General features: G+C 70.5%; 11 protein-coding genes. 2 read left to right on the forward strand and 9 right to left on the reverse strand.

Annotation, left to right across the window (positions count from 1 at the left end):
• The first annotated feature begins 102 nt into the window (after window positions 1–102).
• Window positions 103–906, forward strand: coding sequence for an SDR family NAD(P)-dependent oxidoreductase (locus tag ACZ3IG_RS21500; RefSeq protein WP_467433994.1), 804 nt, complete (start codon window positions 103–105; stop codon window positions 904–906).
• Between the two features lie 940 nt (window positions 907–1,846).
• On the opposite strand, the gene ACZ3IG_RS21505 is transcribed toward ACZ3IG_RS21500, so the two are convergent.
• The 7 genes from ACZ3IG_RS21505 to ACZ3IG_RS21535 form a co-directional block, all read right to left on the reverse strand.
• A complete protein-coding gene (locus ACZ3IG_RS21505; RefSeq protein WP_467433995.1) occupies window positions 1,847–2,170 on the reverse strand; it encodes a putative quinol monooxygenase in 324 nt (107 codons plus the stop codon).
• A gap of 66 nt (window positions 2,171–2,236) precedes the next feature.
• Entirely contained in the window at window positions 2,237–3,061 is an 825-nt protein-coding gene (locus tag ACZ3IG_RS21510; RefSeq protein ID WP_467433996.1) for an alpha/beta fold hydrolase, read from the reverse strand.
• Window positions 3,062–3,221: 160 nt separating this feature from the next.
• Window positions 3,222–5,981, reverse strand: a complete 2,760-nt coding sequence (locus ACZ3IG_RS21515; protein ID WP_467433997.1) for an ATP-binding protein — start codon at window positions 5,979–5,981, stop codon at window positions 3,222–3,224.
• A gap of 500 nt (window positions 5,982–6,481) precedes the next feature.
• The gene (locus tag ACZ3IG_RS21520; protein WP_467433999.1) at window positions 6,482–6,925 is read right to left on the reverse strand and encodes a hypothetical protein; all 444 of its coding nucleotides are present in this window, start codon (window positions 6,923–6,925) and stop codon (window positions 6,482–6,484) included.
• A 417-nt stretch (window positions 6,926–7,342) separates the two neighbouring features.
• Window positions 7,343–7,711, reverse strand: a complete 369-nt coding sequence (locus ACZ3IG_RS21525; RefSeq protein WP_467434082.1) for an SDR family NAD(P)-dependent oxidoreductase — start codon at window positions 7,709–7,711, stop codon at window positions 7,343–7,345.
• A gap of 12 nt (window positions 7,712–7,723) precedes the next feature.
• Window positions 7,724–9,181, reverse strand: a complete 1,458-nt coding sequence (locus ACZ3IG_RS21530) for an aldehyde dehydrogenase family protein (RefSeq protein ID WP_467434000.1) — start codon at window positions 9,179–9,181, stop codon at window positions 7,724–7,726.
• Window positions 9,182–9,956: 775 nt separating this feature from the next.
• Window positions 9,957–10,427, reverse strand: a complete 471-nt coding sequence (locus ACZ3IG_RS21535) for a nuclear transport factor 2 family protein (RefSeq protein ID WP_467434002.1) — start codon at window positions 10,425–10,427, stop codon at window positions 9,957–9,959.
• A 162-nt stretch (window positions 10,428–10,589) separates the two neighbouring features.
• On the opposite strand from ACZ3IG_RS21535, the gene ACZ3IG_RS21540 reads away from it, so the two are divergent.
• Window positions 10,590–11,033, forward strand: coding sequence for an Rrf2 family transcriptional regulator (locus ACZ3IG_RS21540; RefSeq protein WP_467434003.1), 444 nt, complete (start codon window positions 10,590–10,592; stop codon window positions 11,031–11,033).
• Between the two features lie 677 nt (window positions 11,034–11,710).
• Here ACZ3IG_RS21540 and ACZ3IG_RS21545 read toward each other — a convergent pair.
• Together ACZ3IG_RS21545 and ACZ3IG_RS21550 are read right to left on the reverse strand one after the other, a co-directional pair.
• Window positions 11,711–11,965 carry a DUF6332 family protein gene (locus tag ACZ3IG_RS21545; RefSeq protein ID WP_467434004.1) on the reverse strand — a complete coding sequence of 85 codons (255 nt, stop codon included), beginning with the start codon at window positions 11,963–11,965 and terminating at the stop codon, window positions 11,711–11,713.
• Between the two features lie 195 nt (window positions 11,966–12,160).
• On the reverse strand, window positions 12,161–13,168 hold the full coding sequence (locus ACZ3IG_RS21550) for a GlxA family transcriptional regulator (RefSeq protein ID WP_467434006.1): 1,008 nt from the start codon (window positions 13,166–13,168) through the stop codon (window positions 12,161–12,163).
• Between the last annotated feature and the right edge of the window lie 11 nt (window positions 13,169–13,179).

Below are 13,179 nucleotides of genomic sequence, written 5' to 3' on the forward strand. Positions count from 1 at the left end.
CGCTCCCACAAGGTCGTCATGGACGTCAGGATACGCCTCTGGACAGCGACCGCCTACTTGGCATTTACTGCCAGGAAGACAGCGACTGAAAGAAGGATGACCATGCCGGCCGTCGACTACCACGGACACACCACCCTCATCACCGGGGCCAGCGCGGGCCTCGGCGCCGAGTTCGCCCGCCAGCTCGCCGCCCGCGGCTCCGACCTGGTGCTGGTCGCACGCCGCAGGGAACGCCTGGAGAAGCTGGCCACCGAACTGCGCGAACAGCATCGGATCCAGGTGCACGTGGTGGAGATGGACCTGGCCACGGACCACCCCGGGCAGGCGCTGGCCGCGCAGGTTGCCCAGCTCGGCCTGCGCGTCACGAGCCTGGTCAACAACGCCGGGTTCGCCACCTTCGGCCCCTTCCACCAGGCGGACCCGGACCGGCTGCGCCGGGAGATCGCGGTCGACGTGACCGCGGTCGCCGACATCAGCCGTGCCTTCATCGGCCAACTGCGTACGGCGGGCCGCGGGGTACTGGTCAACGTGGCGAGCATGGCCGCCTACCAGCCCAACCCGCGCATGGCGCTCTACGGGGCGACCAAGGCGTTCGTGCTCAGCCTCACCGAGGCTCTGTGGGAGGAGTCACGCGGCACCGGTCTGCGGGTGCTGGCCCTGTCCCCCGGCGCGACCCGGACCGAGTTCTTCGACGTCGTGGGCACCCCACAGGCCGCCGGAGGGACCCGGCTCGCCTCGCCCGTCGACGTCGTCCGCACCGCGCTGGCCGCCCTGGACCGCAGGAACCCGCCGCCCAGCGTCATAGCAGGCCGCATGAACCGGGTGATGGCCTTCCTCGCCCGACGCCTGGCCACCCGGCGCCAGGTCATCCGGGCCGTCGGCCGGCTCACCGCCAAGGAGGCATGACGGTGGGCGGAAAGGCCGATCGTCTCCCCCACCGTCGGGTGGGCCGTGGGCCGTGGGTCACGCAGGTGCGAAACGCCGGTACGTGCTGCCGCCGCTCCTGCGCCGCCGCGCCGCCCGGCGCTCCCCCACCGACGACGCGTAGACGCCCGGGGCGCGAGGCGGGCAGGGCGTCGTGACGGGATGCCGGAGCAACGGGCAACACGGTCCGCGTCAGGTGCGCGGCCCGAAGGCCGGCGGGTAGGGCCGGCCGCCGTCACCAGGGGAGTGCGCCGGCGCGGTCGGTCACCGTGCCGGTGGGCGTGTCGGGCCCCAGGGTGGTGATAGGCACCCGCCGCCTCAGCGCCCTCCTCGACGCTCTGCCCGATGTGGCCGGTGAACTCGGTCGCGGTCTGGCCGGGGTCCACCGCGTTGAAGCGGACGTCGGGGATCGTCCTGGCGTACCGCATGGCCAGCAGGGTGACCGCGCTCTTCGACGAGCCGTAGGCGGCGAGCGGATACCGCGACTCGACCCGCTCCGGGTCGTGGGTCAGCGTGCATGACCCCAGTTGGTTCAAGCAGACGTGGCGGATCTGGTCGGCCGTCATGTCCTCGGGCGTGGTCACTTCGCCGAGGATCCCGGCGTTGGTGACGAGAATGTCCAGGTGGCCCGCCCGAGCGCCCAGCGTCTCGACCGCCGAGCCGGTCGGCGGCCTTGCGTCCGTTCCCGGCGTCCCGGGCTCCGGTCCAGACCGTCTGGCTCGCCTGGACGAGTCGGCGCGCGATCTCGTGGCCGAGGCCCCTGTTGCGGCCGGTGATCAATGTGGTGGTCACGTCGTGTCTCTCCCGTACGTGTCGTCGCAGCGGGCGCTCCCGGAAAGCGGTCACCGGGAGCACCCGAGGGATTGGTTCCGCGGCGGTGTGCTCCGTCGGCGTCGACCCCGACGTCGGCGGGCGCCCTGCTCTACTGAGCGGGGCGGAACGGACGCAGCAGGCGGATGCCGTCCTCGATGGATCCGTCGATCAGTTCGAGCATCTGCGGGACGAGTTCCCGCATCCGGGGCGCGGCGAGGTGGGCGTCGAGGTGGGCGCGTGTCTCCCAGCGTTCGTAGATGACGAACTCGCCGGGTCGGCCCTCGACTTCGTGAGACTCGTAGTCGATGTTGCCGGGGTCGTTGCGCGAGGGGGTGACGGCGGCGGTGATGAACGCCTTGAGGTCGTCCTCCCTGCCCGCCTTCGCCTTCGCGTCCCAGACGACGGTCACGTAGCCGGTGGGTGTTGCGGTCATGGTGAGTCCTTCTCTGTTCAGTGGTGTGTTCCGAGCTGACGGGCTGTGTGTCGGTACCGAGCCGGGTCAGCTCTTGATGAAGTCGAGGAGGTCTGCGTTGACGGTGTCGGCGTTGACGGTGCACATGCCGTGCGACAGGCCCGGATAGACCTTCTGGGTCACGTGCTCGGCCAACGTGACCGCCGACCGGGCGGAGTGGGAGACCGGGACGATCTGGTCGTCGTCGCCGTGCAGGAGGAGCGTGGGCACGTCGATCGCCCGGAGGTCGTCGGTGAAGTCCGTCTCCGAGAACGCTCTGATCCCCTCGTGGTGCGCCTGCGCGCTGCCGGCCATCCCCTGGCGCCACCAGTTCTGGATGATGCCCTGGGAGACGTCCGCGCCCGGACGGTTGAACCCGTAGAACGGCCCGGAGGCGATGTCGAGGTAGAACTGGGAGCGGTCGGTGGCCACGCCCTCGCGGAAGCCGTCGAAGACCTCCGCCGGCAGCCCTGCGGGGTTGGATGCCGTCTGGACCATGAGCGGCGGGACCGCTGCGATGAGGACGGCCTTGCCAACCCGGCCGGCACCGTGCCTGGCGACGTACCGGGCGACCTCTCCGCCACCGGCGCAGTGGCCGACGTGGACGACGTCGCGCAGACCGAGGTGCGCCACCACGGCGGCGGCGTCCGCCGCGTAACGGTCCATGTCGTGCCCGTGGCCGACCTGGGCCGAGCGCCCGTGCCCGCGGCGGTCGTGGGCGACGACGCGGTAGCCCCGCCGGACGAGGAACAGCAACTGGGCGTCCCAGTCGTCCGAGCTCAGCGGCCAGCCGTGGTGGAACATGACCGGCCGGCCCGAGCCCCAGTCCTTGTAGAAGATCTCGACTCCGTCGCCGGTGGTGACGAACGGCATGGTCCGCTCCTCGTGGTCTCGCCCGGGTACCGGGCGGGTTCGATGTCTCCACGAGAATGGCTCGGCCACCGTGCCGACAGCCTCCGTCAGCTGACTGACATCCGGCCGACGGCTCGCCTATGTCAGTACCGGGGCAGTGGCGAGACCCGACCGGTGGCTCTCACAGCGGGGTGGCCGGAGGCTCGGGAGGCAGCGCCTCCAGAGCGTCACGGAGCCCGGCCCGCGACGTGATCCCCAGCTTCGGGAACACACGGTAGAGATGCGACGACACGGTCCGCGGCGAAAGGAACAGACGCGACGCGATCTGCGGGTTCGACAGCCCCGTCGCCGCCAGCCTGGCGACCTCCAGCTCCTGCGGGGTGAGGGCCTCGCCGGCCTTGCCCCGCCCGGTTCGCGTCATCCCGGTGGCGCGGAGCTCCGCCGCGGCCCGGGCCTCCCACGAACGGGCCCCGAGCTGCTCGAAGCGGGCGCGGGCGGCGGCCAGCTGCGCCCGGGCCTCACGGTTGAGCCCTTGCCGGCGCAGCCTCTCGCCGTACGCCAGATGAGCGCGGCCGACCTCGAAGGGCCACTGCTCGATGCCCGGCAGCCCGAGCGCCTCCTCGAAGCACCGGACCATGTCCTCGGCAGCCGATGTCATCGCCGTGACCGTGGCCGCGCTCAGCGCGAACCGTGACGAGAGGTGACCGACACCGGCGTCGCGCAGCGCGTCCGCGTGCCGTCGCGCCTCCGCGTGCCGCCCGGAGCGCACGGCGGCCTCGACGAGATCCGGCGCGGACCACACGGCCTCGGGGTTGAACGCCGGCAGCACGCCCGGGGCGCAGATCGCCGTGGCGTGCCGGAACGCCGTCTCGAAGTCGGCGGCGCCGAGGGCCGCCCGGGCCGCCGCCTGGTGGGCGCAGTTCTCCAGCCGCCGCAGACCCCTGGGACCCGACCACCCCCAGATGTCCTCGCAGTGCTCCCGGCACGCGTCGAGGGCGCCGCGCTGGGCCGCGGCCATTGCGGCGACGTAATGCCCCACCTGGGCGAACAGGTGGTACCCCGTCTCCTCGGACAGTGCGATGAGTTCGGCCGCGGCGCCGGCCGACGCCTGCCACCGGCCGGCGTACAGGTCGTCCAGGGCGACGAACATCAGGGCCGGCATGCTCGACCCCACCGCGCCGCCGTCGCGTATGACCCGGGACACGGCCTCGCGACAGCCCGGAAGCCGGTCGAGGTACGAGGCGGTCAAGGCGGTGCGGATGACCACGTCGGCGTCACTCTGGTCCCTCAGCCGCGCGATCTCCTCGTCCAGGCGGCGCAGCATCCCGTCCGTGACGGAGCCGAGGTCGTAGTGGACGCGTCCCAGCGACGCCGCGGCGGCGGGCGCCGCCTCGGGGACCCCGGCGAGCACGTCGACCAGAGGTTGCCAGTGCTCGGGCCGGCCCGAGTACTGGCTGACGAGGGTGAGGGTGAACAGCGCGGTCTCCAGCTCCTCGTGCGGCGGTCCGGGCATCACCGGGGCCTGCTCGACCGCCTCCATCAGGAGTGCGTGGGCCGTATCGGCGTCGCCTTCCGTGACGAGCACCAGGAAGCCGGCCGTCGCGGCCGCCGAGAGCGACCGGGCCGCCGGGTTGCCCTCGACCTCACGCATGATCTCGTGGCTGACCTCCAGATGGCCCGTGACCCAGGCGGCGGCATAGGCGGCCTGCGACAGGCGACGCCTGCGGTCCGCTCGGTCGGTGCTCAGCTCGGCCGCGCGCCGCAATCTCGCGATCGCGCCGTCGGCGTCACCGCGCCGCAGGCTGCTCCGGGCCGCCGACTCCACCACGGCGGCGACCGCCTCGTCGGGCGCCGTCGTGGCTCTCGCGAGGTGATCACCGCGCCGCTCGGGCTGGTCGGCCAGCGCGTCGGCCAGCCGGCGGTGGGCGTCGCGCCGCTGTTCACCGGTGGAACCGTCGACCACCGCGGACCTGACCAGCGGATGCCTGAAGCGCACCGCGCGGCCGTTCTCCGTGACCATGACCAGGTGGTCACGCTCCGCGGGAGCGAGTTCCTCGAGGCTGCCCGGCCCGCCGGCCGCCTCGAGGACGCCGATGTCGCCGGAGCCCTCGAGAGCCGCGAGCAGCAGTACCTCACGCGTTCCCCGCGGCAGCCGTCCGACGCGGGCGCCGTACAGAGCGCGGACATCCCGCCCCGGGCCGCTCGCCCAGCCCGTCTCTCGGCCGTGTCGGTCGCCGGACACTCCGGTGGACCCGGCGAACTCGAGCAGCGCCAGGGGATTTCCCTGCGCCTCGTGGGCCACGGTCGAAAGAACCCGGCGGGGAAGGTGAGCAAAACGTCGGGACAGCAGCCGCAGGGCGTCCGCGTCGCCCAGCGGCCCGACCTCGAGCTCCGGCAGACCGGTGGACCGGAAGGTTTCGCCGGACTCCGCCCGCTGTGCTCCGAGCAGCCCGATGCGGCGGCCCCCCAGTCTCCTGGCGACGAAACCCACCGCGGCCCGGCTCGCCTGGTCGACGACATGAAGGTCATCGACCACGAGGAGCAACGGCCGCTCCTTCGCGGCCTCGTCGAACAGGGACAGGGCCGCGTTCAGGACGGCGATCCGGCTCGGCGCGGGACCGGCGCCGAGACCGAGGGCGACCTCAAGGGCCTCCCGCACGGAACGCGGCAGACGACCGAGCTCGTCCGGCAGCGAGCCGACGAGCTGATGGAGCCCCGCGAAGCTGATGTCCGTCTCGTACTCGACACCGCTCCCGCGGACGACCCGCACTCCCCTCGCCACCGCCAGCTCGGCGGTCGCGTCCAGGAGCGCCGTCTTCCCCACGCCCGGATCACCGGTGAGCAGCAGAACAGCGCCGTCCATCCCGGCCATGTCCAGGAACGCCGCAAGCTCGGCGAGCTCGCCCTCCCGCCCGACCAGTCCGGTCGGGCCGACGCCCATGCCTGTCCCTGACTTCGCCCACATACGCCGCGTCCCTCGTCCTGCCTCGCGAAGCAGCCGAAACACTGGCCACGCGCCTGACCAGGAAGTATTGCACCCACCGGCGAACGGAGCCTGAAGCCATCTGCTTCGCCGACACCCGCAGCTCCCAAACGAAGATCATGCGGAACACCCGTCGGGCGCCGCAGCCCCACCGCAACGACGGCACCAAGGGCGCGGATCACCGTGCCGGTCTTCCTCCTCCCCCCGGCAGAGACGTGCCGACACAGTCGCCTCCGCCAGCTACCGCCCCCTCGTCGCCGTCCTCCAGAGTCCTGCGCAGTCATGATGAGACGCGTCGAGCAGCTCGCCGAACGCGCTTGAGGATCGGGAAGGGCTTGTCGGTAGCGATCAGGTCCGCCTCGTCGACGGCGACGTGGCCCTGTTGTGGAGCCAAAGGTAGTCCTTGGTGGAGAACAGGTCCTCGATGTCAGCCTTCTTGGGGAGCCCTTCGAGTCGCCTCATGACGGTGATGTGGGTGGCGTCGACGTCGGCGGCCTCACAGAACCGGCCACTGCGGCGCCTTCATCGTCCCTCCCGCGCTCCGAGCTCGCCCCGAGCGCCGTCAGCGTCACCCCGGCTGCCACCGCCAGCGCCGCCACCAGCCCCGCCGCGAGCACCGCCCAGTGCCCCAGGAACGTACAGACGACCACCAGCAGCACCGTGGCCGGCAGCACCGACTGCTGGGCGATCCCCGCCTTGTAGAAACGCGAGTGCAGCGCCCACACCGTGAGCAGGAACAGCGCTGTCGGCAGCGCCATCGTCCGCTCGGGGCCCTGGCTCGCCCGCGCCACGCGCAGCCACTGCGCCGTCATGGCGAGCCGCATGATCAAATAGCCCAGGACGACGACCAGGTACGCGTGTTGCTCGAACACCTGGGCGACGCCTGCCGTCAGGACGAGCACGCCGGCTGTCTGGATCAGCGTGACGATCCGGTACCACAGGTCGAAGAAGAGCTCCAGTGAGGAGTCGCCGCGGCGGGTCTCGTCGCGGCCTCGCGCCGTGAGCCTGCGCAGTGGGTCTGTGGTGTGCGGGCGCCGCGGAGCACATCGGCGGCGGAGCCGGGTTGCTTGTCATCTGGTGAGCCAAGCTCCGAAACGCCGTTGCCGTCGGGGATTGATCTGCCAGACCATCGCTGCTGCCGCCGCCGGGACGAGTACAGCGAGTCGCACCGGCAGGGATCGGCTCTGCTCCCGGAGCGTGTGCCGGACGTCTGTCACCGCCGGTGGGCTTGGCAGTCCAGGATCGTCGGCGCCGTAGGCATCGGAAACAGTTCTCTCGTTCATGGAGCACTCCGAATCGAAGCACAGGGCTCAGCTGGCTCACCGCCGGCCGCTGCTGGTATCCGTCCGCCGGCATGCCTCGGATGGTGCCGTTCCAGGTGGCACCACACCCGCGTTGTCGACCAGCACGTCGAGGCGACCGCGCCGTGCCGTGGCTTCGGCCGCGGGTCGCTGGGTCTCGGCCAGAGCGGACAGGTCGGCGATGTACTGCCCGGCCCCGAAACGTCGCGCGACCGGCACCGGTCGCCGCGGGTTACGAACGTGCGGAAGCAACTGGTGCGCGGCTTCCGCCAGTTCCTCAGCCAGAGCGAGACCAAGAGCGTTCGTCGCTCCGGTGACGGAAGCGAGGCATGGTGCGCCCTTCCTGCGCAGGAGGGCTGCCCGGCGCCCAGGTGGGCGCCGGGCCAGGTGATGATCTGGTCAGTGGGCGGACTGGGTGTGGTCCTGCTCCACGTACACCTTGAGGGCCTGGAACTCCTCGATCGCTCGCGGGCCGCACAGGTAGCCGTAACCGCTTCCCTTGACGCCGCCCTCCTCGAAGTCCTCGCTGATGGCTCCCCAGGTGTTGATCCATACCGTGCCGGTGCGGATGCGCCGGGCGATCCGGCGGGCCTTCATCGAGTCCGAGCTGAACACCGAGGCGGCCAGGCCGTAGATGGTGGCGTTCGCCTTGGTCACGGCGTCGTCCTCGTCATCGAAGATCTCGAACGTCTGGACCGGACCGAAGACCTCTTCCTGCACGATCCGGACGTCGGTGCGGTCCACCTCGATCAGGCTCGGCCGGTAGAACGCTCCGGCGGCCAGCGGGCCGTCGGTGACCACACCGCCGCGCAGAAGCACCGTGCCGTACGAGGCGGCTTCCTCGACGATCGCGTCCACCCGCTGGGCGGACGCCCGGTCGATCACCGGGCCGAGCTGGGCCTTCTCGTCGTCGCCCGACCCGAGCCGCACCTGCGCGAGCGCGGCGGTGAGCCGAGTGCGCACCTGGTCGGCGATGTCCCGGTGAACCAGCACACGGGATCCGGTGCAGCAGAACTGCCCGTTCATCAGCACCAGCGACTGCACCACGGTGGGGATCACCATGTCCAGATCGGCGTCGGGAAAGATCACCATGGGCGCCTTGCCGCCCAGTTCCAGACCGAGCCGCTTGAGTGTGGTGGAGGCCGCGGCCGCGATACGGCGCCCGACCGGCGTACTGCCGGTGTAGTTGATCACGTCGACCTTGTCCGAGGAGACCAGGAACGGGGCCCCGGTGTTGCCGGACTCGGTGAACACGCTGACCACGCCGGCCGGGATCTCCGGGACCGAGGCCAGGACCTGCGCGAAAAGCTCATTGGTCAACGCCGTCTGAGCCGGAAGCTTGACCACGACGGCGCAGCCGGCGGCCAGCGCCGGGCCCAGTGCCCGCACGGTCAGCATGACGGGAGAGTTCCAGGGAGAAATGATCCCGGCGACACCGAGCGGCTCGGGCACCGAGTGGGTGTACTGGCCGGGTGCCGTCTCGGCGGCGCGCCCGGCGGTCTGGGTGCGCACCGAGGCCGCCGCGTACCGCAGCCACCCGACCGCACCGCTGACCTCCCACGTGGTCTCACCCAGCAGCTTGCCGTTCTCCCGGGACAACATGGCCGCGACCTCGGGTACCCGGGCCTCGAGGGCGTCGGCCAGCCGGCTGAGCGCGGTCGCCCGGAGCGAGGGAGTGCGCGCCCATTCGGTGGTCTCGAACGCGGCGGCGGCTGCGTCCACGGCGGCCGCCGCCTCTGCCTCGCCACCGTCGTAGAACGAGCCGACGACGGTGCCGTCGGCCGGGTTGATCGATTCCAGAACCGAGCCGGAGCCGGTCCACTGTCCGTTGATCCAGTGCTGTGCGATGGTGTTCATGGTCCGCTCCTCGTGGTCCCACCCGGGTGCCGGGCGGATTCGATGTCTCCACGAGAATGGCTCGGCCGCCGTACCGACAGCCTCCGTCAGCTGACTGACATCCGGCCGACGGCTCGCTTACGTCAGTACCGGGACAGTGCTGGGACCCGGCCGGTGGCTCTCGGCGGACGTCGAGTCCACTGCTGGTGGCGGCCTCGTCCGAAGTGGGTGAGGGAGCCTTGGCGGGTGAGGTGTCCGCGCGGCGGCGGAGCACGGTGTGGAGCACGTCGGCGGTGATGACCGGGGTCACGCCGCAGTGCGGGGCGTGGGCCTTGATCTCCCGCGCCGTACGAGCGCCTCCTCGAACTGGGCCTTCCGCGGACGCGGTTGATGCCGTCTCTTACGCCGGCCTCCGCGCCGGTTCTCGTGATCGTCACGGACTCATGGCAGGCCGAGCCCTCCACGGTCCGCGCACGTGTGGAACTCTTCCACGGTCAGCGTCGGATGCGCAGGGCTTGGCGGCATGGGGAAGGCCAGTCCGGCCCCGTGTACCTCGATGACCTTCGGGGCGCGGTCTCGTCGCAGCCGTGTGCCTCGTGGAGGCGGGCCCGGAGAACGTCACTCGATGTGGGTCGTTGCCCTACCTGCCGGCCAGGGCTGCTGATACTCGATGAGTCGGCCCGCCGGGTCGTGCCGGCGGCTGGGCGCGAACAACGACTTCGTTCAAGAAGCAGCGCCGGGTATGCGGCCCGAGGAAGGGAGCGTCTTGTCGCATGCTCGGCGCTGACCGGCAGAGTTACGCCCTCGTGGCTGCCGTCTCGGTGGCTTCGACCGCGGACTTGAAGTCAGGGTGGACCCCGATTTGATCAAGCCACACGCTCAACGAATTGTAGCAATTGAACCTCTCGATCTTTCCGTCACGGAGGTACCAGAGGTCCGCCGCCGGCACGTCGATCCGGTTCCCGGTCGGTGGAATCTCGCCGACCGGAGTCGGAAACCCTCCGAGATGCGTGCCCTGGATGCGCAACTCGACGGCGACGACATCACCGAACGCATGTACCGCGAGCAGCTCACGGTGCACATCGGGGAACGAGCGGGCGAGGCCCGCGATCACTTGAGGAATCTGCTCTCCGCGGAAACTCTGCGAGGTCGACATGTCGTTGAACGACCCGTCCTCGGTGAACAAGGCCAGGAAACCGTCACCGTCGAGAACGTCCCCTTCCGCGAGCCGGTAAGCCTCGCGAATGGTCTTTTCGTTGCTTTCCATTCCTGTTCTCCTTCGAGTTCGCAACACGCTCACGGTCCGCGCTTGTCCGTGATCGACCCTCCCCCGGTTGTCGTAACGATAATTGTTACGGCAGATTGTCGCAACCTTCACTGTTGCGACTGCGCTGTCGTAACATGGAGCGTTGCGACCGGAGGAGGGATCATGAGCGCCAACAGCAGGCTGACCATCGCCGCCCACGCGCTGGCCTGGATCGGCCTGTACCAGCGCCAGGGCCACGAGGTCGCCACCTCCGAGCAGATCGCGACCAGTGCGAACACCAACCCCGTGGTGATCAGGCGGCTGCTCGGCGAGCTGCGCAGGGCCGGCCTCGTGGAGTCCCGGCGGGGCGCGGGCGCGGGCTGGTCGCTGGCGCGCGAGCTGGGGTCGATCACCCTGCTCGACGTGTACGACGCAGTGGAACCCGGCCCGCTGTTCGCGATGCACCGCACCACCCCGGACCAGGGATGCATGGTGGGTCACGGCATCCAGCCGGCAATGCGGGGCATCTACCAGGACATCGAGGAGACCCTGAGACACGAACTGGCCCGCGTCACGCTCGAGAAGGTACTCAGGGACGTACTCGCGGCACCTCGTCAGTCTCTCTGATCAGGTGGAGTGACGTGAGCGTGGGGATGGAATCCCGCGCCGAACGCGTTGGATCCGCCGCCGGAACAGACAGCGGGCGCGGATCGGGCTCGCCGCGGACCAGGCCGTGCGCGTCCAGCGGCTGCGCGACGACGAGCGGGAGAAGACCGTCCGGCGGATCCCCCGACAGACTCGGCGTGCCCCGTGACCAGGGCCTTGACGAAGGCGAGCGGGGCCGGGGAGACCTTGCCGCCCAGCCGCCGGACCACCTCGTCGGCCGACGCGTCCTCGTCCAGCCCCTCAAGGGCCGCCCTGGTCTCGGCGGTCAGCTCCGCGGCTTTCGCCGGCGCCAGCTGGGCCGGGCCGTCCGCGTGGAGGTCCTTGAGTACGAGCTTCTTGATCTTCGTGGCGACGCGCTTGCAGAACGTCGTCGCCAGGTCGTCACGGACCCGCGTCCCGGCCTCGTGGGAGAAGACGTCGACGAACGCATCCCGAAGGCGCCCGGCGCGTACTACTTCAGCCGAAGGAGTATTCAATGGGGCCAGCTCCACGAAGGGCGGCAAAGGACGCCTCGGTGTTCAACCGCTCGGGACATCGTCCGTCATGGCTGCGATCGCGAATGCGGCGTCCCCGAGGGCAGCGCTGGAAGACAAACCGCATGACGAGTCGAACGCGTCACGCGGGCAGCGGGCTCGCAGTCAGCGGCCCATTCGGCGCTGATCGTCGAATCGGAGCAGCACCCGCACCAGACGGCACACCCCGGCCACCGCGCCGAGCAGTGCGCCCCCTCCCCGTACGCCCTTGTCCGCCGCACTGGAGAGGTCAAGGACCATGGCGAGCGTCCAGGCGCCGGCAAAGATCACCCCAGCCAGCACGGCGGCGGTCACCAGGGCGAAACCGATCTCCACCGTCATCGCGTCCTTTTCCCACCGCGACTCACGCCCCATGTCCATGCTGGAAGTCTCCCATCACGGGAGGGCTGCCTGGTTCACCGCTTCGGAAACGCCGCCGACAACGGGACGAACGCCGGTGCGGGCGTCGGTGTGCTCGTTCCCCAGGGGAATTCGCAGCGTGGCCTGCCCTATGCGCAGGGACTGAAGCGCAGAACTCCTGACGGGACGGTCGCCCTGACCCTTGCGCGTGGCGGGTCAGGGGCCGCGGAACGTGGCGCGGTAGGCGCTGGGTGAGACCCCTAGTTCGGATTGCAGATGCAATCGCAATGAGCCGGCGGTGCCGAAGCCCGCGGTGACGGCGACCTCTTCGATGGGCAGGTCGGTGCGTTCCAGCAGGGAGCAGGCGCGCTCGACGCGCTGTCGGGCGAGCCACCGTCCCGGCGATGTGCCGATCTCCTCGCGGAAGCGGCGGGTGAAGGTTCGCGTGCTCGTCGATTCCTGCTCTGCCAGTTCCCGGAGCGTGACGGGCCGGTGGAGATTCGCGAGTGCCCATTGGCGCGCTTTGCCGGTCGAGGAGACACTCGGGTCCGGCATCGGCCGCTGCACGTACTGCGCCTGCCCGCCGTCGCGGTGTGGCGGGACGACGGAACCGCGCGCCACGTCGTTGGCGACCGCTGCGCCGTAGTCGGTGCGGATCATGTACAGGCACAAGTCGATGCCCGACGCCGCTCCGGCAGAAGTGAGGACGCCGTCGTCGTCGGTGTAGAGGACGTCCAGGTCGAATACGACCTCCGGGAACCGCTCCCGGAAGCGGGCGGACGAGCGCCAGTGCGTGGTTGCCCGCCGCCCTGTCAGCAGGCCCGCCGCTGCCAGCACGAACGAGCCCGTACAGATCGAAGCGATCCGTGTGCCCGGTCGAGTCCGCGTCAGCGCGGCGGTGAGCGAGGGGTCGAGCGGCCCGCTCCAGGGTTCGAAGTCGTCCTCGGAGCCGGGGACGATGACAGTGTCGGCCTCGGCCAGTGCCTCGAGGCCGTGAGCGACGGTGATGGAGAAATCGGCGTCCGTGTGCATCGCGCCGGGCTCGGTCGCGCACGTCACGATCTCGTAGAGCGCGGCGCCGGCGGCCGAGCGCGCCTGGCCGAAGATCCGGTGGACGATGCTGAGCTCGAACGACAGCACCTTGTCACGGACCAGGACCGCCACTCGGTGGCGCCCGTCCTCAGCGAAAGCAGCCATGGCCCGATCCTCGCACATATTGTCCATCCGGCCAGTCG

This window comes from Streptomyces sp. NPDC016677 (genome assembly GCF_055562815.1).